At 72.8% G+C, this 26113-nt stretch carries 24 protein-coding genes; 15 read left to right on the top strand and 9 right to left on the bottom strand.

The features are described from left to right. Positions 1 to 32: 32 nt before the first annotated feature. Positions 33 to 971, bottom strand: coding sequence for a hypothetical protein (locus ACQUFX_RS20840; RefSeq protein ID WP_428962018.1), 939 nt, complete (start codon positions 969 to 971; stop codon positions 33 to 35). A gap of 163 nt (positions 972 to 1134) precedes the next feature. On the opposite strand from ACQUFX_RS20840, the gene ACQUFX_RS20835 reads away from it, so the two are divergent. After that, positions 1135 to 1980, top strand: coding sequence for a maleylpyruvate isomerase N-terminal domain-containing protein (locus ACQUFX_RS20835; RefSeq protein WP_428962017.1), 846 nt, complete (start codon positions 1135 to 1137; stop codon positions 1978 to 1980). Positions 1981 to 2179: 199 nt separating this feature from the next. After that, positions 2180 to 3364, top strand: a complete 1185-nt coding sequence (locus ACQUFX_RS20830) for an acyl-CoA dehydrogenase family protein (RefSeq protein ID WP_428967021.1) — start codon at positions 2180 to 2182, stop codon at positions 3362 to 3364. Positions 3365 to 3435: 71 nt separating this feature from the next. Here the strand turns inward: ACQUFX_RS20830 and ACQUFX_RS20825 are convergent, their stop codons facing one another. Further along, positions 3436 to 4236 (bottom strand): FadR/GntR family transcriptional regulator, encoded by an 801-nt coding sequence (locus ACQUFX_RS20825; RefSeq protein WP_428962016.1) that lies wholly within the window; start codon positions 4234 to 4236, stop codon positions 3436 to 3438. Between the two features lie 208 nt (positions 4237 to 4444). Here ACQUFX_RS20825 and ACQUFX_RS20820 point away from each other — a divergent pair, with 208 nt between their 5' ends. The 9 genes from ACQUFX_RS20820 (at position 4445) to ACQUFX_RS20780 (ending at position 12837) form a co-directional block, all read left to right on the top strand. Next, the gene (locus ACQUFX_RS20820) at positions 4445 to 5686 is read left to right on the top strand and encodes an ABC transporter substrate-binding protein (protein ID WP_428967020.1); all 1242 of its coding nucleotides are present in this window, start codon (positions 4445 to 4447) and stop codon (positions 5684 to 5686) included. Between the two features lie 67 nt (positions 5687 to 5753). Then, positions 5754 to 6704: a carbohydrate ABC transporter permease gene (locus ACQUFX_RS20815; RefSeq protein WP_428962015.1), complete on the top strand. Its 951-nt coding sequence runs from the start codon at positions 5754 to 5756 to the stop codon at positions 6702 to 6704. Next, complete coding sequence (locus tag ACQUFX_RS20810) at positions 6701 to 7516, top strand: carbohydrate ABC transporter permease (protein ID WP_428962014.1); 816 nt, start codon at positions 6701 to 6703, stop codon at positions 7514 to 7516. The genes ACQUFX_RS20815 and ACQUFX_RS20810 overlap by 4 nt, the downstream gene beginning before the upstream one ends. A gap of 7 nt (positions 7517 to 7523) precedes the next feature. Then, entirely contained in the window at positions 7524 to 8672 is a 1149-nt protein-coding gene (dgoD, locus tag ACQUFX_RS20805; protein WP_428962013.1) for a galactonate dehydratase, read from the top strand. Between the two features lie 2 nt (positions 8673 to 8674). After that, positions 8675 to 9313: a bifunctional 4-hydroxy-2-oxoglutarate aldolase/2-dehydro-3-deoxy-phosphogluconate aldolase gene (locus ACQUFX_RS20800; protein ID WP_428962012.1), complete on the top strand. Its 639-nt coding sequence runs from the start codon at positions 8675 to 8677 to the stop codon at positions 9311 to 9313. A 108-nt stretch (positions 9314 to 9421) separates the two neighbouring features. Then, positions 9422 to 10375, top strand: coding sequence for a sugar kinase (locus tag ACQUFX_RS20795; protein WP_428962011.1), 954 nt, complete (start codon positions 9422 to 9424; stop codon positions 10373 to 10375). 25 nt (positions 10376 to 10400) lie between these two features. Continuing rightward, positions 10401 to 11630: a D-mannonate dehydratase ManD gene (manD, locus tag ACQUFX_RS20790; RefSeq protein WP_428962010.1), complete on the top strand. Its 1230-nt coding sequence runs from the start codon at positions 10401 to 10403 to the stop codon at positions 11628 to 11630. Beyond that, positions 11620 to 12204: a gluconokinase gene (locus tag ACQUFX_RS20785; protein WP_428962009.1), complete on the top strand. Its 585-nt coding sequence runs from the start codon at positions 11620 to 11622 to the stop codon at positions 12202 to 12204. Before manD ends, ACQUFX_RS20785 begins: the two co-directional genes overlap by 11 nt. Before the next feature lie 90 nt (positions 12205 to 12294). Beyond that, entirely contained in the window at positions 12295 to 12837 is a 543-nt protein-coding gene (locus tag ACQUFX_RS20780) for a hypothetical protein (RefSeq protein ID WP_428962008.1), read from the top strand. A gap of 62 nt (positions 12838 to 12899) precedes the next feature. Here ACQUFX_RS20780 and ACQUFX_RS20775 read toward each other — a convergent pair whose 3' ends face one another. Continuing rightward, positions 12900 to 13220, bottom strand: coding sequence for a type II toxin-antitoxin system HicB family antitoxin (locus ACQUFX_RS20775; RefSeq protein WP_428962007.1), 321 nt, complete (start codon positions 13218 to 13220; stop codon positions 12900 to 12902). 369 nt (positions 13221 to 13589) lie between these two features. Between ACQUFX_RS20775 and ACQUFX_RS20770 the strand changes: the two genes are divergently transcribed. Continuing rightward, a complete protein-coding gene (locus ACQUFX_RS20770) occupies positions 13590 to 14813 on the top strand; it encodes a multidrug effflux MFS transporter (RefSeq protein WP_428967019.1) in 1224 nt (407 codons plus the stop codon). A gap of 46 nt (positions 14814 to 14859) precedes the next feature. Continuing rightward, a complete protein-coding gene (locus ACQUFX_RS20765; RefSeq protein ID WP_428962006.1) occupies positions 14860 to 15186 on the top strand; it encodes a hypothetical protein in 327 nt (108 codons plus the stop codon). Positions 15187 to 15306: 120 nt separating this feature from the next. On the opposite strand, the gene ACQUFX_RS20760 is transcribed toward ACQUFX_RS20765, so the two are convergent. The 3 genes from ACQUFX_RS20760 to ACQUFX_RS20750 form a co-directional block, all read right to left on the bottom strand. Continuing rightward, entirely contained in the window at positions 15307 to 16605 is a 1299-nt protein-coding gene (locus tag ACQUFX_RS20760; protein WP_428962005.1) for a hypothetical protein, read from the bottom strand. Between the two features lie 82 nt (positions 16606 to 16687). Further along, on the bottom strand, positions 16688 to 17344 hold the full coding sequence (locus tag ACQUFX_RS20755) for a 4'-phosphopantetheinyl transferase family protein (RefSeq protein ID WP_428962004.1): 657 nt from the start codon (positions 17342 to 17344) through the stop codon (positions 16688 to 16690). Positions 17345 to 17779: 435 nt separating this feature from the next. Beyond that, positions 17780 to 19624, bottom strand: coding sequence for a dolichyl-phosphate-mannose--protein mannosyltransferase (locus ACQUFX_RS20750; RefSeq protein WP_428962003.1), 1845 nt, complete (start codon positions 19622 to 19624; stop codon positions 17780 to 17782). 92 nt (positions 19625 to 19716) lie between these two features. Between ACQUFX_RS20750 and rsmI the strand changes: the two genes are divergently transcribed. Continuing rightward, positions 19717 to 20559 carry a 16S rRNA (cytidine(1402)-2'-O)-methyltransferase gene (gene rsmI / locus ACQUFX_RS20745; RefSeq protein ID WP_428962002.1) on the top strand — a complete coding sequence of 281 codons (843 nt, stop codon included), beginning with the start codon at positions 19717 to 19719 and terminating at the stop codon, positions 20557 to 20559. Positions 20560 to 20622: 63 nt separating this feature from the next. On the opposite strand, the gene ACQUFX_RS20740 is transcribed toward rsmI, so the two are convergent. Beyond that, entirely contained in the window at positions 20623 to 21774 is a 1152-nt protein-coding gene (locus ACQUFX_RS20740; protein ID WP_428962001.1) for a hypothetical protein, read from the bottom strand. A 170-nt stretch (positions 21775 to 21944) separates the two neighbouring features. Between ACQUFX_RS20740 and metG the strand changes: the two genes are divergently transcribed. Continuing rightward, complete coding sequence (metG, locus tag ACQUFX_RS20735) at positions 21945 to 23747, top strand: methionine--tRNA ligase (protein ID WP_428962000.1); 1803 nt, start codon at positions 21945 to 21947, stop codon at positions 23745 to 23747. Between the two features lie 83 nt (positions 23748 to 23830). Here metG and ACQUFX_RS20730 read toward each other — a convergent pair whose 3' ends face one another. Next, complete coding sequence (locus tag ACQUFX_RS20730) at positions 23831 to 24682, bottom strand: alpha/beta fold hydrolase (protein ID WP_428967018.1); 852 nt, start codon at positions 24680 to 24682, stop codon at positions 23831 to 23833. A gap of 95 nt (positions 24683 to 24777) precedes the next feature. Further along, entirely contained in the window at positions 24778 to 26025 is a 1248-nt protein-coding gene (locus ACQUFX_RS20725; RefSeq protein ID WP_428961999.1) for a hypothetical protein, read from the bottom strand. Positions 26026 to 26113: the final 88 nt, after the last annotated feature.

The raw sequence follows: 26113 nt of genomic DNA, 5'->3' as shown, positions 1-26113 counted from the left end.
CCGGTGGGACGACGCCCACCGGCCGTCGGCGGCTACCACGCGTTGTACCACATGGTCGGGAACCAGCCGTGGCCGAACATGGCCGGCAGCCGGACGTCCCAGTAGACGACCATGAAGACACCCAGCGCGATCAGCAGTGCCCCGGTCACCGCGGCGGTGCGGGCCGGACTGCCGGCGAGCCAGGACACGAACCGGCCCTTGGTGAGGACGATGAGCAGGGCGAACAGCGCGGCGACGATGACGATGTTGCCCAGCGACTGGAGGACGAAGGCACCGGCACCGTACAGCGGGTTGCCGGTCTCCACCGCCCAGTGGAACAGCTTGTTGAACAGCGGGTACGGCCGGCCGATGAGGAAGCCGCCGACCAGCGCCCCGAGCACCACCACCCGGGCGGCGGGCCGGTGCGCGAACGGGTCCGGCACGATGTCCAGCGAGGCCAGGCCGAGGTAGACGAAGGCCAGCCCGATCACGCCGAAGACGACCATCGACTGGATCAGGCGGACCGGCATCCCGGCGACGACCTCGGTGGACAACTGGGGCAGCCGGTCACCGAGCAGCACCCCGACGAAGCCGTAGGTGGCCGAGACCGCGACCATCCCCACGGTGAGCCAGCCCACCGGCCGCAGCAGGACGCGCAGCCCGGTCCGGGTGGCGCCCTCCTGACCGGCCTGGCTCATCGGGCCGACGGCGGCGGCCATGGCGATGTTGCAGGCCGTGAAGGTGCCGGCCAGGCCGGACACGAAGGCGAACACCATGCCCGCGACGGCGCCACCGATGGCGGTGGCCTTCGCGTCATGGCCCAGCAGGGCGTTGGCGAGGTTGTCACCGATCACGTGGTCCACGAACTCGTACGACCACAGCACCGCGAGCAGGATCCCTGCCCCGACGCCGCCCAGGACGATCTTCCCGCGCCCGGTCGGGTGGGCCCGCGCGGGTACCTGGACCGCGCCACCCCTTCCAGTGAGTGTCATGGATGGAGTGTGGGGGCGGGTCGGAGTTCTGGCTTCTTCCTGGTTGCCGAGTTTCCCGGCCGCGCCGCAGCCGTGCCGCCGGAGCCCTCCCACCACGGTTGGGACCGCGCAGAACGGCAACCTCGAACAGCGCCGACGGCCCCGTCTCGTCCATCGTGGAGGCATGTCGGTCACCCCGCAGCAGTGGCACCGCCTCCGTACCTCCGTGCCCGCCGTCCTGGACCGGCTGGCGGATCTCGTCGCCGACGCCCCGCCGGACCGCCCCGCGACCGCGCACTGGACCATCGCCGACACCCTGGCCCACCTGTCCGCCGTCGCCTCGATCGGGGTGTCCATGCTCCGTGCGGCCCCGCCGGACCTGCCCGTGCCCGGTCTGCTGGAGCTGCGCCGCCGCACCACCATCGACACCATCTCGGTGATGAACGCCGAGGTGTTGCGGCACTACCCGGAGCGGCGGCTGCCGGTGCTCGTCGACCGGCTGCGGGCCGAGGTCGCGGAGATGCTGCGGGCGGCCGAGGAGGTCGGCCCCCACCACGAGGTGTCCTGGCTGGGCGGGGCCCGGCTGCCCGTCCCCGGGCTGCTGGCCCACCTGCTCAACGAGCTGAACCTCCACTCCTGGGACGTCGCCCGGGCGGTGCGGGTGCCCTGGGTGATCGACCCGGCCGACGCCGCGCTCTTCGTCGACCTGTTCCTGGTCGGGATGACCCGGCACGGTCACGGCAACCTGCTGGACCGCCCCGGACCCGTCCGTCCCGGCCGGATCGCGGTGACCTTCCAGCACCGGTACGGCCCGGCGGCGACCCTGGCCCTGGTCTCGGGCCGGGTGACCGTGGAGCCGGTGGACCCGCGCCCCGACGTCCGGCTCACCTTCGACCCGGCGACCTTCACCCTGATGCTGTTCGGTCGGGTGGGCCGGATCCGGGCGGTGCTCACCCGCCGGTTGTCGGTGGGTGGCCGCCGGCCCTGGCTGCTGCCGGTCTTCCTCCGGACGATGCGCCCGCCGTCCTGACCGCCCGGGTGGGCGCGGCACCTGCCCCGGGTCCGTCCGGTCCCGGGGCCACCGCCCGCTGTCCCCCGCGCCGGCATCGACGGCGGTCGGCGCTCTCCGGCCGCCGGCACCCCCCCGCAATACGGAAGAAGTGTGGCGCGGGGACCGGTGCGACCGTGGGGTGAGCCCGGTCCACGGACCGGAGACCTTCAAGGAGGAAATCGTGACGATCACTGAGGTCCCCACCCGCGAGGAGATCCTCCGCCGGGTCGCGAAGGCCGAGCCGGTGCTCCGGGAGCACGTGCCGTGGTCCGAGGAGAACCGCCGGCTGCACGAGTCGGTCGTCGAGGCGATGGCCGAGGCGGGCATCTTCCGGATGCGGGTGCCCAAGCGCTACGGCGGGTACGAGTGCGACGGCTCCACCCTGGTCGAGGTCGGTGCGGCGCTGGGCCGGATCGACGCCTCGGTGGCCTGGGTGGCGATGGTGAACTGGATCCCCACGTACCTGGTCTGCATGTTCCCCGACTCGGTGCAGGACGAGGTCTTCGCCACCCCCGACGTCCGGGTCTGCGGCACCAACGCGCCGAAGGGGACCATGGTGCCGGTCGAGGGGGGATACGTCCTCAACGGCACGTGGCCCTTCGTCAGCGGCGCGCACCACGCGCACTGGATGGAGGCGGCGGCGGTGATCCTGCGCGACGGCGCCGAGCCCGAGCCGGTGATGACCATGGTCCCGATGTCGGACATGCAGCTCGTCGACGACTGGCACACCACGGGCCTGCGGGGCACCGGCAGCATCACCACCGTGGCGGAGAACGTCTTCCTGCCGGCCGAGCGGGTCATCCCGCTGGGCGCCGCGCTCGGCCCGCAGACCCTGTCGGAGACCAACCGGGACATCCCGATCTACTCCACCCCGGCCACCCTGGTCGCCGCCGTCTCCGGGGTCGGGCTGCTGGCCGGGCTGGCCAAGGCCGCCTGGGACACCTTCTTCGACCGGCTCCCGGACCGGAAGATCATCTACACCGACTACCCGAGCCAGGCCGAGGCTCCGCTGACCCACCTGCGGGTCGGAGCCGCCGCGCACAAGATCGACCAGGCGATGTTCCACGCCCGCCGGATCGGCGAGGTCGTCGACCACAAGGCCTTCAGCGGGGAGGCCTGGACGGTGGAGGAGCGGGTCCGGGTCCGCGCCGACCAGGGCGAGGCCGCCCGGCTGGCCCGCGAGGTCGTCGACACCTTCCAGATGGCCAGCGGCGGCACCTCGATCTACAGTGACGTGCCGATCCAGCGGATCGCCCGGGACGTGACCTCCGCCGCCCTGCACGGGCTGATCGTCCCCGACGTCAACACCGAGCTGTACGGGCGGGTGCTCTGCGGGCTGGAGCCGAACACCCTCTACATGTGACCCCGGTTTCCGCTGTCCGGAGCCCTCCCACCGTCGCCCCGGTGGGAGGGCTCCGTCGTGTCCGGCCGTGGTCAGGCCGGCTCGCGCTCCGGGGCCAGGGCGGGCGGCGCGACGGGCTCGGGCTCGGGGACGCGCGCCGGATCGGGGACGCCCTCCTGCTTCCAGATCGTCGACATCTCCTCGAACGCGTGCTCCATGATCTGCACCATGGCCCGGCGGGCGCTCTCCCCGTCGCCGCGCTGGATCGAGGTGGCGACGTCGGCGTGCAACTGGAGCGCCTGCTCGCTGGGGTAGTGCGGCATCAGGTGGTAGTGGTGGCGGCCGATGAGGACCTCGGCGACCAGGTTCTGGAGCTTGACGAACATCTCGTTGCCGGAGGCCCGTAACACCCGCTGGTGGAACTCGATGTCGAGGGCGAGGAAGCGCTCCTCGTCACCGGCCTTCCCGGCGGCCCACAGCTTGGCGGCGAGGCCGACCAGGTCGCTGGCCTGGTCGTGGTCGACGCGCTGCGCGGCGAGCAGGGCGGCGTGCGGCTCGACGGCGGTCCGCAGCTCGGTGATCGAGCGGATCTGGGGGATGCGGCCGGCGGAGGCGAGCCGCCAGCGGATCACCTGGGGATCGAGGACGTTCCAGTGCTCGGCGGCCCGGATCATGACCCCGACGCGCCGGCGGGTCTCGATGAAGCCCATCGAGGCGAGCACCCGCAGCACCTCGCGGACCACCGAGCGGGAGACGCCGTACCGGTCGACCAGGTCGTCGATGTTGAGCACGGCCCCCGGGGCCAGGTCACCGCCGCAGATGGCGGTGCCCAGGTGGTCGAGGACCCGTCCGTGCAGCCCGGCCTCGGCAGGGGCGTTTTGGGTGGTTGTCACCCCTGGTGAGGAGAGCTTCACGGCTCAGATCGTATCAGTTGGGTCTACCCCTTGTATAAATCTGCTTTTTCGGCCTAGCATCCCCACGTTAAGCGGATGTAACAGGCCGAGGTCGCGCCGATCCCCCGGGGTGGCGGCTAGGACAGAAGGAGAGACGGACGTGGGACGTCGATCGATAGTTGGTACATCTCTGGCGGTCGTGGCCGCCATGACCCTCTCCGCCTGTGGTGGCGGCGGCGAGGACAGCGGAGCCTCGGACACCGTCCGGGTGACCCTGGTCAACCACGTGTGGACCGAGAACATCCGGGCCGCGCTGCCCGAGTTCGAGCAGCAGACCGGGCTCAAGGTCGAGGTCACGCAGCTCGGTGAGGACCAGCTCTCGGACCAGTACAACGTCAAGCTCAACGCCGGCTCCAGCGACATCGACGTGATGATGTACCGGCCCCTGCAGGAGGGTCGGCTCTTCGCCCGCAACAACTACCTGGCCGACCTGACCGAGAAGGCCCGGGGCGCGGGCGACTTCGAGCTGGCCGACTTCCAGGAGGCGCCGCTCTCCGCCACCACCTACGAGGAGAAGGTGGTCGGTATCCCGATCATCACCGAGCAGCAGGTGCTCTACTACCGCAAGGACCTGCTGGAGAAGTCCGGCTTCGACGCCCCGCCGGCCACCCTCGACGAGCTGCGTACCCAGGCCGCCAAGATCCAGGCGGACAACCCCGGCGTCGCCGGCTTCGTGGCCCGGACCGGCAAGGCCGCCGCGGTCACCCAGTTCTCCAGCTTCCTGTACAGCTTCGGCGGCGACTTCGTCGACGCCTCCGGCAACTCCGCCGTCAACAGCGACGCCGCCAAGCAGGCCTACGCCTACTACGGCACCATGCTGCGCGAGCACGGCCCGGCGAACATCAGCACCGACATGAGCTGGTCCGAGGCGATGGCCATCTTCACCCAGGGCCAGGCCGCCTTCTACCCGGAGGCGAACTCCCTCTACAAGAACGCCACCGACCCGGCCAAGTCGCGGGTCTCCGACACCGTCGGCTTCGTGCCGATGCCGGCCGGCCCGGCGGGCTCCAAGCCGTACAGCATCCCCTCCTGGGGTCTGGCGATCAACGAGTCCTCCGGCAACCAGACCAACGCCTGGAAGTTCATCGAGTGGGCGGCCGGTAAGGCGCAGACCCTGGAGCAGCAGAAGGCCGGTGTCCCCGGTGCCCGTACCTCGGTGTGGGAGAACCCCGAGGGCATCGCCGACTACCCGAAGGACATGGCCGACGCCATCGCCGTGAGCCAGGCCAACGGGGTGGGTCACGACCGGCCCCTGGTCGAGCGCGTCTCCCAGGCCCGCGAGATCGTCGGGCAGCCGATCGTCGACGCCATCACCGGACAGGACGCGGCGGCCTCGGCCGACAAGGCCCACGAGGCCTTCCAGAAGTTCCTGGACGACGAGGCCCGCTAGGTCCGTACGCCGGGGCGGTGGGCATCCCCCACCGCCCCGGCCCGGCCTTCCCCACGACGGAGAACTCATGCCAGCAGCAACCGCACCCAGCGAGGCGCCGCGCGCCACCGCCATCTCCGACACCCCCCGCTGGGCGCGTTGGGCCAACGATCACCGCAAGTGGCTCTTCGCGGCTCCGGCAATGGCCTTCGTGGCCGTGTTGATCATCTTTCCGCTCGGCTGGACCCTGTACCTGAGTCTCACCGACTCGCGGGGGTCGGTCCGGGCGGACTCGAACTTCATCGGCATCCAGAACTACCTGGACGTGCTGACCGACACCGACCGGTTCTGGCCCGCCGTGATGCGGACCGGCATCTTCACCGGGGTCGCGCTGCTGTTCCAGGTCGTCCTCGGGATGGCGATCGCCCTGCTGCTGTGGCGGCCCTTCAAGGGGGAGAAGTGGGTCCGGGTGGCCATCCTGCTGCCCCTGGTCGCCACCCCGGTCGCGGTCGGCATGATGTGGCGGCTCATCTTCGACCCGAACATCGGGATGGCCAACCAGATGCTCGGCTGGGTCGGCATCGGCCCCCAGCCCTGGCTGGCCGGGCAGAACACCGCCCTGGCCACCACCATCTTCATCGACATCTGGCAGTGGACCCCGATGGTGGTGCTGATCCTGCTCGCCGGGCTCACCTCCCTCTCCGACGAGCCGCAGGAGGCGGCGATGATCGACGGGGCGAGCGCCTGGCAGCGGTTCCGGCACGTCACCCTGCCGCTGCTGATGCCGACCGTCATCGTCGCGGTGCTGCTGCGCGGCATCGACGCCCTGAAGACCTTCGACATCCTCTACGCCACCAAGGGTCGCGGCGGCGGTTCCTTCAACGAGGTGGAGACCCTCAACGTGTACGCCTACGGCCTCAGCTTCGACTACAACGAGTACGGCCGATCGTCGACGGTGCTGATCCTGTTCTTCATGCTCATCATCGGCGTCATGTGGGCCCTCACCGCCCGCCGCAAGAAGGAGGAGGGCCGGCGATGAAGAAGAACACCGGATACCAGGTCTTCCGGGTGGTGGCCCTCGTCCTCGTGGTGCTCTCCCTGGTGGCGCCGCTGCTCTGGATGGTCGCCGCCTCCTTCAAGACCAACGTCGACATCTACGACTCCAGCAAGGCGCTGATCTTCAGCCCCACCCTGACCAACTACGACACCGTCTTCCAGCAGGCGAACTACCTCGAGTTCGTGTTCAACAGCCTCTGGGTGGCCTTCGCGGCGACCGCGCTGTCCCTGCTGCTCGGCGTGCCGGCGGCGTACTCGATGAGCCGGTTCAACATGAAGAAGTCGGCCCTGGTGGTGCTGATGGCCCGGGTCATCCCCGGCGTCTCGCTGCTGGTGCCCTGGTACTACGTCTTCTCGAACCTGCAGATGGTCGGCGGCTTCGGGGTCCTGATCCTCAGCCACATGTTCGTCTCCCTGCCCCTGATCGTGTACATCATGATGGGCTACTTCGACGGGCTGCCGGCGGAGCTGGAGGAGGCGGCCCTGGTCGACGGGCTCACCCACATCGGGGCGTTCCGGCGGGTCACCCTGCCCCTGTCGGTGCCGGGTATCGCCACCGCCGGGATCCTGTCCTTCATCTTCTCCTGGAACAACTTCATGTTCGCCCTGGTGCTCTCCAGCGCGAACACCAAGACCCTGCCGGTGGCGATCTTCGACTTCGTCGGGTACGCCAGCATCGACTGGGGCGGTCTGATGGCGGCGACCACGGTGGTCACCCTGCCCATCATGATCATCGCGTTGTTCGTGCAGAAGTACATCGTCTCCGGCCTCACCGCCGGTGCGACGAAGGGCTGAGGCGACCATGACGACCATTGCCCGCGTCGAGACCTTCCTCGTCGCACCCCGGTGGCTGTTCGTGCGGTTGGAGACCGAATCCGGCATCGTCGGCTGGGGCGAGGCGACCTGCGAGGGCCGGTCCGAGACCGTCCGTACCGCCGTGGAGCAGCTCAGCGAGCTGCTGATCGGCAAGGACGCGCTGCGGATCGAGGACCACTGGCAGGTGATGACCAAGGGCTCCTTCTACCGGGGCGGCCCGATCCTGGCCAGCGCCGTCGCCGGCCTGGACCAGGCGCTGTGGGACATCGCCGGCAAGAAGTACGGCGCCCCCGTGCACCAGCTCCTCGGCGGCCCCGTCCGGGACCGCATCCGGGTGTACGGCTGGGTCGGCGGCGACGAGCCCAGCGAGGTCCGCGACCAGATCGCGGCCCGCGTCGAGTCCGGGCTGACCGCCGTGAAGATGAACGCCTCCGGGCGGATGAGCCCGCTCGCCTCGGTCGCCGAACTCGACGAGGTGGTGGCCCGGGTGGCCGCCGCCCGGGAGGTGCTCGGCGACCACCGCGACGTGGCCGTCGACTTCCACGGCCGGTTCACCCTCGCCAACGCCCGCCGGGTGGCGCCGCTGCTGGAGCCGTACCGGCCGTTCTTCCTGGAGGAGCCGGTCGTCCCGGAGAACTCGCACCTGATCGGCGAGTTCGTCCGCTCCACCACCACCCCGGTGTCGACGGGGGAGCGGCTCTACAACCGCCAGGAGTTCCTGCCGGTGCTCCAGGCCGGCATCGCGGTGGCCCAGCCGGACCTGTCGCACGCCGGCGGCATCACCGAGGTACGCAAGATCGCCGCCCTGGCGGAGACGTACGACGTGCAGCTCGCCCCGCACTGCCCGCTCGGCCCGATCGCCCTGGCCGCCTGCCTCCAGGTCGGCTTCGCCACGCCGAACTACCTGATCCAGGAACAGAGCATCGGCATCCACTACAACCTCGGCGCCGAGGTGCTGGACTACTGCGTCGACCAGCAGCCGCTGACCTTCGTCGACGGCTACGTGCAGCGGCTCACCGCGCCCGGCCTGGGCGTCGAGATCGACGAGCAGGCGGTCCGGGCGGCCGACAAGCGGGGCCACGCCTGGCGCAGCCCGATGTTCCGGCACTCCGACGGCTCCTACGCGGAATGGTGACCATGACCCTCGACCTCACCGCCGAACTCGCCGCGACCCGCCTGCTGGCGGTCATCCGTGGCACCGACACCGCCGCCGCCGTCGCGGCCGGCACCGCGCTGCTGACCGAGGGCGTGACGATCGTCGAGGTGGCGCTGACCACCCCCGACGCGCTGTCCGCCATCGAGGCGTTGCGCCAGGCCGCCCCGCCGGGCTGCCTGGTCGGTGCCGGGACCGTGCTGACCAGCGCGGACGTGGCCGACGTGGCGGCGGCCGGCGCCCAGTTCGTGGTCACCCCGGCGGTGGTCGACTCGGTGGCCGAGGCGGCCCGGCGGGGCCTGCCGGTCGCCGCCGGGGCGCTCACCCCCACCGAGGCGTACACGGCGGTGCGGCTGGGGGCCAGCGCGGTCAAGCTCTTCCCGGCGTCCGTGGGCGGGCCGGCGTACCTGAAGGCGGTGCGCGACCCGTTCCCGGACATCCCCTTCGTCGCGGTCGGCGGGGTGGGCCTGGCCGAGGTGCCCGCGTACCTGGCGGCCGGGGCGGTCGCCGTCGGGGTGGGCGGGCCGCTGGTCGGTGACGCCGCCTCCGGTGGCGACCTCGACGCGCTGCGCGCCCGCGCCCGCGAGTACGTCGCGGTGGCCCGGGGCGAGGTGGCGGCGTGAGCGACCGTCGGGAGCGAACCATCGGCACAGTGGTCCATGCCGACGCCGAGCGCAGCGAGGTGGCGGTATGAGCGACCGTCGGGAGCGAACCGTCAGCGAGGTGACGGCATGAGTGACCTCGACCTGCTCACCGTCGGCGAGTCGCTGGTCTCGCTGCGCTCGTCCGGGCCGCTGGCCGTCGGCGGGCCGCTGACCATGCACCTCGGCGGCGCCGAGTCGAACGTGGCGATCGGGCTGGCCCGCCTCGGCCACCGGGTCGCCTGGGTCGGCCGGGTCAGCGACGACGAACTGGGCGAGTTCGTGCTGCGCCAGTTGCGCGCCGAGGGCGTCGACACCACCGGGGTACGCCGGGACCCCGGCCGGCCCGCCGGGCTGATGTTCCTGGAGCGGCGCACCGAGGACGTGACCCGGGTGCAGTACCACCGGGCGGACTCGGCCGGCTCCGCGCTGACCGTCGACGACCTGCGCGGCCCGCTCGCGGCCGGCCCCCGCCTGCTGCACCTGACCGGGATCACCCCGGCGCTGTCCGACGCGGCCCACCAGGCCGCGACCTGGGCGGCGCGGGAGGCGGTGGCGTCGGGTACGACCGTCTCGCTGGACGTCAACTACCGGGCCCGGCTCTGGTCCCGGGAGGACGCCCGCGCGACGCTGACCCCGCTGGCCGGGTACGCGTCGGTCGTCATCGCCTCCGCCGACGAGCTGGACCTGGTGGCCGAGGCCGGTGCCGACGAGGCCACCGCCGTCGCCGCCCTGCTCGACCGGGGTGTCCGGACGGTGCTGGTCAAGCTCGGTGCCGACGGCGCGCGGGCGTACACCCGCGACGGCGTCACCCACGCCCCGGCGGTGCCGGTGACCGCCGTGGACACCGTCGGGGCCGGTGACGCGTTCACCGCCGGCTACCTCTCCGGACAACTCGACGGGCTGGCCCTCGTCGACCGGCTGCACCGCGCGGTCACCCTCGGCGCGTTCGCGGTCGCCGGGCACGGCGACTGGGAGGGCCTGCCCCGCCGCGACGAGTTGTCCCTGATCAACGGCAGCGCCGCCGGAACCACCCTCCGCTGAGGACCCCCCTGAGAAAGGCAACCCCGTGAAGATCGTCGCCGCTGACGTCATCGTCTCCAGCCCGGACCGCAACTTCGTCACCCTGAAGATCACCACAGAGGACGGGATCACCGGGCTGGGCGACGGCACCCTCAACGGGCGCGAACTCTCCGTCGCCTCGTACCTGCGCGACCACGTCGTCCCGCTGCTGATCGGGCGCGACGCGCACAACATCGAGGACGCCTGGCAGTTCCTCTACCGCTCGGCGTACTGGCGGCGGGGCCCGGTCACCATGGCCGCCATCGCCGCCGTCGACGTCGCGCTCTGGGACATCAAGGCCAAGGCCGCCGGCATGCCGCTCTACCAGTTGCTCGGCGGCGCGTCCCGCACCGGCATCATGGCGTACGGCCACGCCTCCGGCCGGGACCTGCCGGAACTGTTCGACTCGATCCGGGCCCACCTGGAGCAGGGGTACCGCTCGATCCGGGTGCAGACGTCGGTGCCCGGCATCAACGCCGTGTACGGGGTCGCCGCCCAGCCGGCCGGCGACGGCAAGCGGTACGACTACGAGCCGGCCCAGCGCATCCCGCTGCCGGCCGAGGAGGACTGGGACACCCGCGCGTACCTGCGGCACCTGCCCGGCGTCTTCGAGGCGGTCCGCGCCGAGTTCGGCCCCGAACTGCCGCTGCTGCACGACGGCCACCACCGGATGACCCCGATCCAGGCCGCCAAGCTGGGCAAGGCCCTGGAGCCGTACGACCTGTTCTGGCTGGAGGACTGCACCCCGGCGGAGAACCAGGAGGCGCTGCGGCTGGTGCGTCACCACACCACCACCCCGCTGGCCATCGGCGAGATCTTCAACACCGTGTGGGACTACCAGACGCTGATCCGCGAGCAGCTCATCGACTACGTGCGGTCGGCGGTCACCCACACCGGCGGCATCACCGCGATGCGCAAGCTGCTCGACTTCGCCGCGCAGTACCAGATCAAGTCGGGCATCCACGGGCCGACCGACATCTCGCCGGTGGGCATGGCCGCCGCGCTGCACCTGGACCTGGCCATCCACAACTTCGGCATCCAGGAGTACATGCGGCACGGTCCCCTCACCAACGAGGTGTTCCGCCAGTCGTTCACCTTCGTCGACGGCTACCTGCACCCGGGCGAGCAGCCCGGCATCGGCGTGGAACTGGACGAGGAGGCCGCCGCGCGCTTCCCGTACCAGCCGGCGTACCTGCCGTTCAACCGGCTCAAGGACGGCACCGTCCATGACTGGTGAGGCCCCGTCGACCCGGCACATCGTGGTGATGGGCGTCTCCGGCGCGGGCAAGACGACCGTGGCGCAGGGCCTCGCCGAGGTGACCGGGCTGACCTTCGCCGAGGCCGACGAGTTCCACTCCGAGGCCAACGTGGCCCGGATGCGGGCCGGCGTACCGCTGGACGACGACGCCCGGTGGCCGTGGCTGCGCGCCCTGGCCGACTGGATGGCCGGCCGGCACCGGGCGGGCGTGTCGACCGTGCTGGCCTGCTCGGCGCTGCGGCGCTCCTACCGGGACCTGCTCCGGGAGGGCCCGCCGGGGGTGGAGTTCGTGCACCTGGACGGGCCGACCGAGGTCATCCGGGAGCGGATGTCGGTCCGCGCCGGCCACTACATGCCGGCCAGCCTGCTCGACTCGCAGACCGCGACCCTGGAACCGCTCTGGCCGGACGAGCGGGGCGTCGTCCTCGACCTCCGGCTCACCACGGACGCGCTCGTCGGCGCCGCCGTCGAGCAGCTCAACCTGCCGCTGCGCGCCGGCACCCCCGGGGCGCCCGCGTCGTCCGGGCAGCCGCACGCGCCGGTGCGCTCGTAGCCGGCGCAGGGGTGACCCGGCCGGCGTGGCCGGGTCACCCCTGCTCCGGGCCACGGCCTCGTGTCGGACCGGTACTGCATGATCACCGGCATGGGGATCCTGTACGACTACTTCACCGCCGCCTCCGACGAGGACGCCGCCGCCACGATCGACCTCCCCGGTGGGCCGGGCGGGGCCGAGCCGGCCCGGCCGGGGCTGATGGAGGCGCTGCGCGCCGGTGACCAGGAGGCGATCCGGCGGCTGGCCCGGGTGCGGATGCGGCTCTCCGAGCACGGGCTGAACGTGCTGTCGGTCAAGGGCATCGACCCGGTGGTCCAGGTGGCGACCCTGGAGGAACTCCTCACCGGGGTCGACACGGAGACCCTCTTCGCCCGGCCCCGCGCCGCCGCGCTGGTGGCCGAGCGCTTCGGGGGCGAGCAACTCGTCCTCACCCTCGCCGACGAGACGCAGCGGGCGCTGGCCGAGCTGACCCCGCAGCGGGCGGCGGAGGTCGCCGACCCCTGGTCGCGGACCGAGGAGTTCGGGGGCTACGCCGATCCGGAGGCGCTGGCCGAGGTCGTGGGCGAGTTGGCCCGCCTGGCCCGGCACGCGGACGAGCAGCAGCACCGGCTGTACTGCTGGGTCTGCGTGTAGCCGGTGCGGGTGCCCCCGGGACTGTCCGGCGGCACCCAAAGGTGTCGGACCGGCCCCCGGGCTCAGGCGGCGTTGAGTTTCCGCAGGACGTACTGGTTGAGACTCATGCCGTCCTCGGCGGCGCGGATGGCCAACTCGCGGTGCAGGCTCTCGCCGACCCTCAGGTTGAACTTGCCCGAGTAGCGGCGTTCGGCAAACGGCTGCGGCACCTGCTCGCCTTGCTCCTCCATGTCGGCGATCACCTCCCGCAGCAGATCGTGTAGCCCGTGCAAGGCTTCGATCTGTGTGCGGGCCAGCCAGGAGAGCGACGGAAACTCGGCGCACGTGGCCACGAACTCGCCGTCTTCGGCAGACCACGTGACGCGGTAGGTGTAGTGGGTCACCTCAGGACGGTCGACACTCCGCATCACCTGGTTCTTGTCAGGCATCCGGTATGTGGACGACCGGGCTGCTCCGTCGCCGAGCCTGACGCAGCGTTCCCGCTTCGCCGCGCGGGAACGCTTAAGCTGGTACAGGTATTACTGTCCGCGAGCGTGGTCGAGTCCCTGTTCGCTGCCGCTTTCCCTTTCCCCTGTGACCTGAGTTACCTCTCGGGTCAGCGGGAATCAGCGCGCCGGATCGGGGTTGGAGCCAGGTGTGACTGTAGTGCTGAGCCCGGCCCGGATCCGTGCCGACCGATGGGAGGTGGCCCGATGACCGCCGTCACCGACGCCGCCGGGCAGCCGGCGACCACGCCGACCCCCGGCGACCTGATGAGCACCCGGGAGCGCCTGCGGCTGGTCCTCGTCCTCGGGTCGCTGATCGCCGTCGGCCCGCTCACCATCGACATGTACCTGCCGGCGTTCCCGGCGATCGTCGACTACTTCGAGACCACCTCGGCGCAGGTCCAGTTGACCCTGACCGGCACGCTGGTCGGTCTCGCGCTCGGCCAGTTGCTGATCGGGCCGCTCTCCGACGCGGTCGGGCGGCGCAAGCCGCTGATCGCCGGCGTCGCGCTGCACATCGTGGCCTCGCTGCTCTGCGTCGTCGCGCCGAACATCGCGGTGCTCGGCGTGCTCCGGGTGGTGCAGGGGCTGGGCGTCGCGGCGGCCTCGGTCGTCGCGATGGCGGTCGTCCGGGACCTGTTCGACGGCCGGGCCTTCGCCACCCTGCTCTCCCGGCTGCTGCTGGTCATGGGGGCGGCCCCGGTGCTCGCGCCGACGCTCGGCGGCGGGCTGCTGCGCTGGACGGACTGGCGGGGCGTGTTCGTGGCGCTGGCCGTCTTCGGCGTGATCCTCGTCCTGGTCGCCGCGTTCGGCCTGCCCGAGACGCTGCCCCCGCAGCGGCGACGGCGCGGCGGGGTGGTCGGCACCGCGAAGCTGTACGGCTCGCTGCTGCGCGACCGGGCGTTCGTGGGGCTGGTCCTGGTCGCCGGCCTGGCCATGGCGGCGCTGTTCGCGTACGTCTCCGGGTCGTCGTTCGTGCTCCAGGGGCAGTACGGCCTGGACGAGCAGGAGTTCGGGCTGGCCTTCGGCGCGGGCGCGGTCGGCCTGATCGCGGCGACCCAGTTCAACGTCCGCCTGCTGCGCCGGTACTCGCCGCAACGCATCCTCGTCGTCTCCCTCGCGGCGGGCAGCGTGGCCGGGCTGGTGCTGCTCGCCGTGGCCGCGACCGGGCTCGGCGGGCTGCCGGCGCTGCTGGTGTCGCTCTGGGTGGTGCTCGCGGCGGCCGGTCTGGCCATGCCGAACGCGCCGGCCCTGGCGCTGTCCCGGCACGGGGAGGCGGCCGGCACCGCCTCGGCCCTGCTCGGCGCGGTGCAGTTCGGCGTGGGTGCGGTGGCCGCGCCCCTGGTCGGTGTCCTCGGCACCGGCGCGGTGGCGATGGCCCTGGTGGTGGCCGGTGGGATGGTGGCCGCGACGCTGGTGCTCTTCGTCGTGGTGCGGCCCGCCCGGCTGGCCGGCGTCGAGCCGGACGCGGTGCTGGTCGCCACGCACTGACGGAGGTGCGGCGGGATTCCGGACTTCGGCGGCCTTCCGGTGTCGCATGTGGAGCCTAGGCTCGTCGGATGGACGAGCCGGAGTTCTATCGGGAGACGGCTGGCGGCTGGCGGACCCGCAGCTCGCCGGGGGAGCGGCCGAGGCGTACCGGATCGGGTTCGATCCGATGGACGTGCCGCGCGACGCGTTCCTCGTCGGCGGGCGGGCCTGGCAGGAGTGCCGGCGCGGGGAACGGGACCCGGAGCGGTTCGGGGTGAGCGTCGTCGGTGGCCCCGTCGGGACGGTCCGGGACCTCCTGGCGGCCGAGGACGGGCTCCGGCCGCCCGCCGGCCTCACCGTCGTGCGCACCCCCACCGGGCGCGCACGACGGTGAGGACCGGTGCGCCGGTCAGCGCGGCGGGACCGCGACGGCCGTGGACGGGGTGCCGGCGGCGTGGCCGGTGGGCGTACGACAGCGGGGCCGGCCCCACTGTCGTCGGGTCGGTCTGCGGCGTTACGGCCTCCAGGAGCCGGCGGAGCGGAACCGGTGGTTGTACTCCAGCACCCCGTCGTCGTCGGCCACGTTGAACACCACCACGCCGCTGCGCTTGGTACCCGCCGGCAGGTTGTTGCCGGAGGCGAGCGAGTCACCGCAGCCGGCGATGATGCCGGCCAGCCCGTTGGTCGTGGTGCCGTCCTCGGCCACCCACTCGAAGTAGATCGGGTTGATCGAGGAGGTCCCCTTGGTGACCTCGGCCTCCACCTCGGCGATCAGGTACAACCCCTTGCTCGGCGGGCCGGAGAACGACCGGCAGGCCTTGTCGGTGCTGCTGAACTTCGTCACGGTGATCTCGAGGACGCCGTCGTCGTCGGTGAGCACCAGGGTGTCCCCGGCCTTCATGTTGTACGTCTCGCCCTGCGGCGCCTGGGTGGACGGCGAGGCGACCGGCGGGGTGGTCGGTGGCGTGGCGGGCGGGGCGGTCGGCTGGGCCTCGGTCGGCGCGATGCTCACCGACGGCGTGGGATCGACGCCTGCCTCCTCACCCTCGGTGAGGGCACCGCCGGCGATCAGCGCGGCGACGCCCCCACCGCAGCAGAGCAGGGTCAGCGCCGCCACCACGGCGACGACGACCAGCGCGGTCCGGTTCGACGAGGTCTTCGCCGCCGCGGGCGGCCCCAGCGGGTACGCCTGGGCGGGCGGCAGCGGCCCGGCCGGCTGGTACGCGGCGGCCGGCGGGTACGGCTGCCCGGAGACCGGCGGTTGCCCGTACGGCTGCCCGGAGACCGGCGGCTGCTGGTGGCCGTAGGGCTGGCCCGAGATGGGCTGCTGGCCGTACGGCTGGCCGGAGACGGGGGGCTGCTGGTGGCCGTAGGGCTGGCCCGAGATGGGCTGCTGGCCGTACGGCTGGCCGGAGACGGGGGGCTGCTGGTGGCCGTAGGGCTGGCCCGAGATGGGCTGCTGGCCGTACGGCTGCCCGGAGATCGGCGGCTGCGGGGTGGCGGAGGCCGACGGGTACGGGGTGGCCGTCGGGTACGGCTTGGTGGGCGGGTACGGCGGGGTGGGCGGCGGCCAACCGTCACCGCCGGGCGGGGTCGCGCTCTCGGCGAGCGGCGGGTGGGCCGGTGTCGTCCAGGTCTCCCCGCCCCCGACCCACGGCTCGTCCTGGGTCTGCGCCTCGTCCTGCTTGGCCCACGGGTCGTTCGGCGGGGGCGGTGGGGCGGTCGGGTCGGCGGGGTACTGCGACTGGTTCGACGGGTGCTGGGCCGGGTGGTGCGGATCCTGGGGCCCGTGTGGGGGCTGGGGGTTGCTCACCGTACTCCTCGGGCACCTGGACGATCTCGAACAGCCTGGACGGTACCGTGCCTGGGCAACCGTCTGACCAGGGCCGTCGGGCTCAGCGGGGAAGAAGCACCGCGGCGGTGCGGACCAGGCCGGCATCGACGGCGAACCGTCCGGTGACGGTCGCGGGGGCGTCGGTGACGGTCGCCGCCGCGACCCGGGCCGGGGCGATCCGCGCGGTGAAGGTGCCCGCCTCCGGGTCGAGGTCGACCAGGGCGTCGTGGAAGTCCAACCAGGAGCCGACCACCGGGTGCCAGACCTTGTAGACGGTCTCCTTCGCGCTGAACAGCACGATCGGCCAGGGCACCCCGGCGGGCAGCCGGGCGCCGCGCTCCTCCTCCTCGGGCAGGCAGATCAACCGGCGTACCCCGGGGTCGAGTTCCTTGATCCGCTCGGCGTCCATGCCCACCGACCGGATCTCGCTGCTGCGGGCCGCCGCCGCCGCGCAGTAGCCCCGGGTGTGGGTGATCGTGCCGACCACCCCGGCCGGCCAGACCGGGGCCCGGTCGGGCGCCGAGGGCACCGCGGCCGGGGGCAGCCCCAGGGCGGCCATCGCCCGCCGGGCGCAGACCCGACCGGCGGTGAAGTCCCGCCGCCGGCTCTCCACCGCGCCCTCGCCGAGACCGGCCCGCTCGGCCGCGAGCAGCGACCCGGTCCAGTCCGCCGACTCGGCCACGGCCACCGCGACCGTCGGCGGCAGCAGATCACGCATCACCCTCACCCGTCCCCAGACCCTCAGCCGTCGCCTGTCTCCGTGCCGCTGTCGAGCCGGTCGCCCGGCACCGGTTCCGGTGACGGTACTGCAACCCCACGACACCGGTGGGGGCCGGGACCGTCACGCCGGTCGATGACCGTGCGCCGTCGCGCCGGAAGATGACCGTACGTTAGATGTCGGATGTAAACCATTTGGCTGTCAGCGCATCCGACGGAAATCTGAATCAAGTTGACCCGTTGTGCCAGTGGTGCGAGGTGGTTAAGCTCTTCCTGCGCGCCCCAATCGCCCGCTTCCCCCGTGGCAGGCGATCGGGGCGCGCGTCTTTGTCTGCGCCTTCTCCGCGCCCGCGCCCCCGTGCACCTGTGGGCCGCCCCGCCGGACGGCGAGCGGGGCCGACCCGCAGGCGGGCCGGCCCCGACGAGCCCGGTGGCCTCAGATCCAGCGACCGTCCAGCCACATCCGCGCCGACCACTCGGCGGACGTGATCACCTTGCCGACGAAGATCGGGTAGAAGTACGCGAAGCAGAGCGCGACCAGCAGCAGGTACGCGCCGACGATGAAGCCGCCGACCAGCCGCCGGTCGGCGCGGGCCTGCTCCGCCTCCGCCTCGGCGTCGGTCTTCTCCGCCGTGGCCGTCGCCCCCGGCCCGGTCGTCCCCGCGGCGACCGCCGGTTGCTCCGCGGCTGTCCCGGCCTCGGTGGCGACCGCCGGGGCGGCATCCGGAGGCGTCCCCGGACCGGTGGCCGTCGCGCGCCTCGGGACCGGCCCGTCGTAGGGGGTGGCGATCGCGCCGAGCACGTAGGTCACCGCCAGCACCAGGAACGGCAGCGCCGGGGCGGTGTAGAAGGAGAACATCGTCCGGCCCTGGAGGGCGTAGTAGAACCAGGGCAGCAGCCCGAAGGCGACGCAGAGCAGGATCGCCCCGGCCCGCCAGTCCCGCCGGGCCAGGCCCAGCCAGGCCGTCGCGGCCAGCGCCGGCAGGAACGACCACCACAGCAGCGGGGTGCCGAGCAGCAGCACCTCGGAGGCGCAGCTCGCCGCGCCGCACGGCCCGTCCCCGGAGTAGTGGAAGGCGACCGGCCGGCCCAGCAGCAGCCACTGCCACGGCCAGGACTGGTACTTGTGCGGCTCGCTCAGGCCGCTGTGGAAGCCGTACGCGGCCTTGTGGTACTCCCACAGGTTCTGCAGGGCGCCGATGACCGGGGTGTCGCTCAGCGCCGTGACGTGCTGGTACTGGTCGGGGGTGCGGTAGTACCCGTGGTCAGTGAGGAACCAGCCCGACCAGGTGGACAGGTACGCCAGGATCAGCACCACGCCGGTGAGGACCAGCCACGGCATCTCGTCCAGCAGGGCGCCCCGCCACGGCCGGCGGACCCCGGCGGAGCGGCGCAGCCCGACCTCCCAGAAGAGGGCCAGCAGGCCGAACGCGGGCAGGAAGTACAGCGCGCTCCACTTGACCGCGACGGCGAGGCCGAGCAGTGCCCCGGCGGCCAGCCGCCACCAGGGCCAGTTCCGCCAGCCGCCGGCCGGCCGGTCGGTGGCCGGGTCCAGGCCGGCGTCGAGGGCCCGCTGCCAGCGGCGACGCCGGGCGTCCCGGTCGAGCACCAGGGCGCCGAAGGCGGCCAGCACGAACAGCAGCAGGAAGATGTCGAGCAGCGCGGTGCGGGAGAGCACCAGGTGGAAGCCGTCCAGCGCGAGCAGCAGCCCGGCCGCGCAGCCCAGCGCGGTGGAGCGGAACAGCCGCCGGCCGATGCGGACCAGCAGCAGCACCGACACGATGCCGGCGATCGCCGCCGAGATCCGCCAGCCGAACTCGGGGGCGGTGGTCGTCAGCGCGCCCGGGACGTTGAAGCCCTGCTCGGTGTCGACGTACCCGAAGGCCCACTCGCCGGCCCCGATGAGCCACTTGCCCAGCGGCGGGTGCACCACGTACGCGGCGACGTCGTCCTTGTAGTTCCACTCGACGCCCTTGTCGACGAGCTGCCAGCCCTCGCGGGCGTAGTAGACCTCGTCGAAGATCTTGCCCTTGGGGTAGGTCAACCCGACCAGGCGCAGGATCGCCGCGATCGTCACCACCACGGCGGTCGCCAGCCAGGAGTACGCGTCCAGCCGGGCCTCGACCGTGGCGAGCCGGCGGCGGACGATGGCGGGGACGCCACCACCCCCACCGGCCCGGGGAGCCTCCGCCGTCGGGTCGGGGGAGTCCGTACCGTTGCCCGGGGACTGGGCCCCGGCTCGGTCGGCGCTGGCGCTCTGCGCTGTCGACGCACTCGTCACCCGGCGATCGTAGGCTGCGAAGGTGCCACCATGGGGCTGTCATCTCCGATAGCGGTACGAACGTCGATGAAGGAGCGCTTGTTTTGGGTGACATGTCGGAATGTGGACGCCTGGTTCTGCTCGGCGCGCCACTCGGCAACCCCGCCGACGCCTCCACCCGGCTGCGTGACGTCCTCGCCACCGCCGACGTGGTGGCCGCCGAGGACACCCGCCGGCTGACCCGGCTCGCCAAGGACCTCGACGTCACCGTCGAGGGCCGGATCGTCTCCTACTTCGAGGGCAACGAGGAACGGCGTACCCCCGAACTGGTCGACGCGCTCCGCGCCGGGTACCTGGTCGCCCTGGTCACCGACGGCGGCATGCCCAGCGTCTCCGACCCCGGGTACCGGCTGGTCCGGGCCGCGCTGGACGCGGGCGTCCCGGTCACCGTCGCCCCCGGCCCCAGCGCGGTCACCACCGCGCTCGCCGTCTCCGGGCTGCCCTGCGACCGGTTCTGCTTCGAGGGTTTCCTGCCCCGCACCCCGGCCGCCCGCCGGTCCCGGCTGCGGGCGCTGGCCGACGAGGACCGGACCCTGGTGTTCTTCGAGGCCCCGCACCGGATCGCCGGGGCGCTCGCCGACCTGGCCGCCGCGTTCGGCGACGACCGCCCGGCCGCGCTCTGCCGCGAGCTGACCAAGACCTACGAGGAGGTGGTCCGCCGCCCGCTCGGGGACCTGGCCGCCTGGGCCGCCGGGAGCGCCCCCCGGGGCGAGATCACGCTGGTCGTCGCCGGGGCCCCACCGGCCGTCGCGCAGCGGCCCGACGACGCCACGCTGCGGGCGGCGGTGGCCGACCGGGAGGCCGCCGGACGCTCCCGCCGGGACGCGATCACCGAGGTCGCCACCGGGTACGGCCTCCGCCGCCGGGACGTCTACACCGTCGTGCACCAGGTGTAAGGAAGGGCCCCCTGTTAACGCCTGCGGTAGAGGAAGGGCCCCTTCTTAACACCACCGGCCGAGTCACCAGGCCGCCGCCAGGAAGCCCAGGGTGATCACCAGGGGGCCGGCCAGGCTGACGGCCACCGCCCAGCGGCGGGACTGGCGGTCGGGCAGCCGGGTCGCCCCGCCGTACCGGGCGATCCCGGCGGCGCAGCCGCCCACCGCCAGCAGCCCGAGCAGCCAGCGCAGATGCCGGTCCGGGCCGGAGCCGACGTACGCGGTGCCAGCGTCGGGGCCGGTCATCCGGGCCGGCAGGGCGGCACCCGGTCCGGTCTGCCCGGCCGGTACCCCGCTGAGTCGGACCCCGTGCGCGACGAAGCCGCCCCCGTCGGCGACGAAGATGCCCCGGCACCGCTGCGTCAGGCCGCCGCCGGTGCACTCGCCGACCACCGCCGTACCCCCGCTCGCGTGGCCGACCGCCAGCCACAGCGGCCCGGCGCTGACCCAGGCGAAGAACGCCGCCAGCAGGCTCAACGCCAGGACGGCGGCCAGGCCGGGCAGCGGGTCGGGCGGGTGCGGGCTGCGGGTGCCCCGACGCCATCGCACAACCAGGGCCCGCAGTGCCGGGCCCCTGCCGGATCGAGTCGGTTCCGGTCGGATCGGGGTGCCGTCCCAGTGCACCTCCTCGATCGGCAGCCAGAAGGCCCCGTCCTCGGCGTCGGTGGTCGCCGGGGCGGCGGGCTGCGCCCCCCGGTGCTGGCGGACCGGCACCCGGCGCGGCACGGCGTCCACCGGCGCTCCGGTCGTCGGCTCCACCTCCGGGCCGCCCCCGACCGGCGGGGAGTCCACCGGCACCGGGTCGGCGGGTCGGGCGGCGGGCGTCTCCCGGCCCGCCGCGCCCGACGCCGGAGTCGGCGAGGCGGTCGGTGACGCGCCCGACGCCGGAGTCGGTGACGCACCCGGTGACGCACCCGGCGGCGCGGTCGGTGACGCAATTGGTGACGCGCGTGGCGGCGCGGCCGGTGACGCGCGTGGCGGCGCACTCGGCGGGGTGCCCGGTGACGCGGACAGCAGCGGGTCGGCGTCGCCCCGGGTGGTGGCCCGGGTCCGCCGCTGCGGGGCGACCGCCCCGGCCCGCGACCCGGTCCGCTCACCGCCGGCCCCGCCCGGTGGCCCGTCGGTCGCCCCCGGCGGATGATCGTCCTGCTCACGCGCGGCGCCTCTGCCAGTCACGATGTTCATTGGACACCGGGAGCGAGGTGCCTCTGCGCAGCTCAGACCGCGTGTCGGCGACAATTCGGGCGGCTCGGGCCGGGGTCGGGACGCGGCGCGGGGCGACGACCGGCCGGACTCTGCCCAACTGGTTCGCGGTCACCCGGCGGCGGTCACTAGGCTTGCTGGTCATGAGTCACGTTCTCGCGGCAGTGGCCTGGCCGTACGCCAACGGCCCGCGCCACATCGGCCATGTCTCCGGTTTCGGCGTTCCCTCCGACGTCTTCTCCCGGTACATGCGGATGGCCGGTCACGACGTGCTCATGGTCTCCGGCACCGACGAGCACGGCACCCCGATCCAGGTGCAGGCCGACGCCGAGGGGGTCACCGCCCGCGAGCTGGCCGACCGGTACAACCGGGTGATCGTGGAGGACCTGCACGGCCTCGGCCTGTCGTACGACCTGTTCACCCGGACCACCACCCGCAACCACTACGCCGTGGTGCAGGAGCTGTTCGAGGGGCTGCACCGCAACGGGTACATCGTCGCCAAGACCACGATGGGCGCGATCTCCCCGTCGACCGGGCGGACCCTGCCCGACCGGTACATCGAGGGCACCTGCCCGATCTGCGGGTACGACAGCGCCCGGGGCGACCAGTGCGACAACTGCGGCAACCAGCTCGACCCGGTCGACCTGATCAACCCCCGGTCGAAGATCAACGGGGAGACCCCGAAGTTCGTCGAGACCGAGCACTTCTTCCTCGACCTGCCCGCCCTCGCCGAGGTGCTGCGCGGGTGGCTGGACAGCCGGGAGGGCTGGCGGCCGAACGTGCTGCGCTTCTCGAAGAACCTCCTCGACGACCTCCAGCCCCGGGCCATCACCCGGGACCTGGAGTGGGGCGTGCCGATCCCGCTCGACGGCTGGCGGGACCGCCCCGACAAGCGGATCTACGTCTGGTTCGACGCGGTCATCGGGTACCTCTCCGCCTCCATCGAGTGGGCCCGCCGCTCCGGCGACCCGGAGGCCTGGCGGCGGTGGTGGTCCACCGACGGGGCGGGCAAGGACGCCCAGGGCTACTACTTCATGGGCAAGGACAACATCGTCTTCCACTCGGTGATCTGGCCGGCGCTGCTCTCCGGGTACTCCGGCCAGGGGGCCAAGGACGGCGAGCCGGGCGGGCTGGGCGCGCTCAACCTGCCCACCGAGGTGGTCTCCAGCGAGTTCCTCACCATGGAGGGGCGCAAGTTCTCCTCGTCCCGGCGGGTCGTCATCTACGTCCGGGACTTCCTCGAACGCTACGACGCCGACGCGCTGCGGTACTTCATCGCGGTCGCCGGCCCGGAGAGCAACGACACCGACTTCACCTGGGCCGAGTTCCTCCGCCGCAACAACGACGAGCTGGTCGCGGGCTGGGGCAACCTGGTCAACCGGTCGGTCTCGATGGCGGCGAAGAACTTCGGCGCGATCCCGCCGGTCGACCCGGCCGGCCTCACCGAGGCCGACGAGGCGCTGCTCGCCACCGCCCGCGCCGGCTTCGCGGCGGTCGGCGACCTGATCGCCCGGCACCGGCAGAAGCAGGCCATCGGCGAGGCGATGAGGGTCGTCGCCGAGGCCAACCGGTACCTGTCGGAGCAGGCCCCCTGGAAGCTCAAGGGCGAGGACGACAAGCCCCGGATGGGCACCATCCTGCACGTCGCCCTCCAGGTGGTCAGCGACGCGAACACGCTGCTCACCCCGTTCCTGCCGCACTCCGCGCAGAAGATCCACGAGCTGCTCGGCGGCACCGGCGTGCACGCCCCGATGCCCTCGATCGTCGAGGTCGAGGATCTCGACGGCGGCCCGGGGTACCCGGTGCTCACCGGTGACTACACGGTCGGCGCGCGGTGGGAGTCCGTACCCCTGGAGGTCGGTCGGCCGCTCGCGGCGCCGAAGCCGGTCTTCCGCAAGCTCGACCCGTCGATCGTCGACGAGGAGCTGGCCCGCCTCGGCGGCTGAGCGCACACCCGCCGACGCGGCCCCGGGAAGTTCCCCGGGGCCGCGTCGCGTCCGCTGACGCCCGCGCGCGGATCAGGCGCTGATCAGGTACGGGCCATCGCCGGCTGGCCGATGAACTCCATGATCGCCTTGTTGACCTCGGTGGCGTTGGTCCACGGGATGCCGTGCGGGGCGCCCTTGAGGGTGACCAGTTGGCTGCCGTTCAGCATCGGCTGCAACCGCTGGCCGGTCACCGGGAACGGCAGCACCTTGTCCTGGTCGCCCTGCACGATCAGCACCGGCACGTCGATCCGGGGCAGGTCGCCCCGGAAGTCGGTCAGCCAGGCGTCCACGCACTGGAGGGTGCCGATCGCCGAGCCCCGCGCGCCGATCTCCCAGTGCGCCCGGTACGCCTCCTCGCTGACCAGCTTGCCCCTGTTCTGGTCGTAGTTGAAGAAGTTGTCGCAGAAGCTGGTGAGGAAGGCGAACCGGTCGTCGACGATCGCCTGCTTGAACCCGTCGAAGAGGCTCTGGTCGACCCCCTCCGGGTTGTCCGCCGTCTTCAGCAGGTACGGCGCCAGCGGGGCGAGCAGCACCGCCCGGCTCACCCGCTCCGAGCCGTACGTGCCCAGGTAGCGGGTCACCTCGCCGGTACCCATGGAGTGGCCGACCAGGATCACGTCCCGGAGGTTCAGCTCGGTCAGCAGCACGTCCAGGTCGGCGGCGAAGGTGTCGTAGTCGTACCCGGTGGCCGGCTGGGCGGAGTTGCCGAACCCGCGCCGGTCGTAGGTGATCGTCCGGTATCCGGCCTGGAGCAGCGGTCCGACCTGCTTCTCCCAGGTCGCCCCGTTGAACGGGAAGCCGTGGATCAGCACCACCGGCTGGCCGGAGCCGTGATCCTCGTAGTACAGGTCGATGGGCGCGAGGTTCTCCGCGCCGACGGTGACGAAGGGCATGCGGATCTCCATGATCAGGTGGTGTCTCGGACACCCGCGTCTTCCCGACCGGGCCGCCATTATGCGGGCCGCCGTGGGCCGCCGGGCGGTCGCCGTCAGAGGTGGTACGGCAGGTCCACGATCCGGTCGTCGGTGACCTCGGTGGCCGGTGCCCACACCTCGTAGACCCCCCGCTCGTGGCACTGCGCCCCGGTCGCCGCCACCGTGTCCGGGTCCGGCCGGCACAGCCGCAACCGCAACCAGCCGGCCTCCTCCCGCAGCACCACGCAGGGCGCCCCGCGCCACTGGGCGTACCGCAGCCGCCGGGCCACCGCCTCCACCGGGTACCGGGCCGCCCGGGTCATCGCCAGCACCCGGAACCCGCCGGGCAGGTCGGCCACCGCCTCGTAGTCGTTGTCGGCGTACCGGCCGACCAGGTGGGTGGCCCGGGGCGCGTCGCCGGTGGGCACGTACTCCTGCTCGGGGGAGAGACCCGGCACGGCGGCCAGCAGGTGCCGCCACTGCGGGCCGGCCATCCGCAGCCAACCGCGCTGCTCCGCCTGGTACGTGTAGAGGACCACCTCCGTCCCCTCGGCCGGATAGGCGAGCAGGGTGGCGTTCGCCGGCATCGGCAGGTCGGCCAGGTCCCGGGTGACGAACTCCGGGATCAGGTGCGCGTTGCTCGGCGCGAACCCGGTGCCCAGCACCGGCGCGCCCAGCCGTTCGGAGGCCGGCAGCGCGGTCAGCCCGCGGTGGACCGCCCCGGCCGGCACCTCGTAGTCGTCCGCGGCGGCGGCCCGCCAGCGCAGCGCGTACGTCACGTCCGGGCCGTTCTGCGCGGGCGAGCCGTCACCCCGCAGCACCGCCAGCGCGGCCGGCGTGCGCAGGTGGGCCACGTCGTGCTCCCGGTAGCAGAAACCGTGCGGCAGCAGCCCCCGGACGTACCCGGCGAGTTGGCGGGCGGAGAGGACCTTCACCATCCGGGTACCCCGGCGGATCACCGCCGATCCGCGGACCGCCGTGAGCAGCGGGTCGCCGGTCGCCTCCGGCCGCTGGCTGAGCTGCTGGACCTGGTCCCAGCCGAGGCTGCGGTGCACCGGCATCAGCAGCGGCGCCTCCGGTGGCTCGCTCTGCTCGGCCGCCCCCTGCACGGCGGTCACCTCGGTGCAGTGCACGAACCGCCGCCACGGCGGCCCACCCCCGGGCCGGGGCGCCCACTCGAAACCGGTCACCTCGGCGGCGCTGAACAACTCGTAGGCCGCGCCCCGGGCGATCTCCTCGGCCGGGTACGCCGTCCCCTCGAACGTCACGCGCAACCCGGCCCGCGCGCCGGTCGCGCCGCTGGCCTGGGGGGTGACGCTCACCTGGGCGACGCTAGAGCCGCGATGTTCCCGCCGGGTGAACGGCGGATGGCGATCGGGTGAGCCGGCCCGCCCCGCTCCGGCCGCTGGC

Source organism: Micromonospora fluostatini, from assembly GCF_050410825.1.
Taxonomy (GTDB): Bacteria; Actinomycetota; Actinomycetes; order Mycobacteriales; family Micromonosporaceae; genus Micromonospora; species Micromonospora rosaria.
The sequence above is the reverse complement of the archived record's forward strand: the minus strand, read 5'-3'. Positions and strand labels throughout refer to the sequence as shown.

Bases quoted from the DNA above. Each gene is read 5' to 3' on its own strand.
- ACQUFX_RS20785 (WP_428962009.1), top strand. From the start codon at position 11,620: ATGACTGGTGAGGCCCCGTCGACCCGGCACATCGTGGTGATGGGCGTC.
- ACQUFX_RS20755 (WP_428962004.1), bottom strand. From the start codon at position 17,344: ATGCGTGATCTGCTGCCGCCGACGGTCGCGGTGGCCGTGGCCGAGTCG.
- ACQUFX_RS20765 (WP_428962006.1), top strand. From the start codon at position 14,860: ATGTGGAGCCTAGGCTCGTCGGATGGACGAGCCGGAGTTCTATCGGGA.
- ACQUFX_RS20795 (WP_428962011.1), top strand. From the start codon at position 9,422: ATGAGTGACCTCGACCTGCTCACCGTCGGCGAGTCGCTGGTCTCGCTG.
- ACQUFX_RS20730 (WP_428967018.1), bottom strand. From the start codon at position 24,682: ATGCCCTTCGTCACCGTCGGCGCGGAGAACCTCGCGCCCATCGACCTG.
- metG (WP_428962000.1), top strand. From the start codon at position 21,945: ATGAGTCACGTTCTCGCGGCAGTGGCCTGGCCGTACGCCAACGGCCCG.
- rsmI (WP_428962002.1), top strand. From the start codon at position 19,717: ATGTCGGAATGTGGACGCCTGGTTCTGCTCGGCGCGCCACTCGGCAAC.
- dgoD (WP_428962013.1), top strand. From the start codon at position 7,524: ATGACGACCATTGCCCGCGTCGAGACCTTCCTCGTCGCACCCCGGTGG.
- ACQUFX_RS20800 (WP_428962012.1), top strand. From the start codon at position 8,675: ATGACCCTCGACCTCACCGCCGAACTCGCCGCGACCCGCCTGCTGGCG.
- ACQUFX_RS20810 (WP_428962014.1), top strand. From the start codon at position 6,701: ATGAAGAAGAACACCGGATACCAGGTCTTCCGGGTGGTGGCCCTCGTC.
- ACQUFX_RS20780 (WP_428962008.1), top strand. From the start codon at position 12,295: ATGGGGATCCTGTACGACTACTTCACCGCCGCCTCCGACGAGGACGCC.
- ACQUFX_RS20815 (WP_428962015.1), top strand. From the start codon at position 5,754: ATGCCAGCAGCAACCGCACCCAGCGAGGCGCCGCGCGCCACCGCCATC.
- ACQUFX_RS20770 (WP_428967019.1), top strand. From the start codon at position 13,590: ATGAGCACCCGGGAGCGCCTGCGGCTGGTCCTCGTCCTCGGGTCGCTG.
- ACQUFX_RS20840 (WP_428962018.1), bottom strand. From the start codon at position 971: ATGACACTCACTGGAAGGGGTGGCGCGGTCCAGGTACCCGCGCGGGCC.
- ACQUFX_RS20820 (WP_428967020.1), top strand. From the start codon at position 4,445: ATGACCCTCTCCGCCTGTGGTGGCGGCGGCGAGGACAGCGGAGCCTCG.
- ACQUFX_RS20835 (WP_428962017.1), top strand. From the start codon at position 1,135: ATGTCGGTCACCCCGCAGCAGTGGCACCGCCTCCGTACCTCCGTGCCC.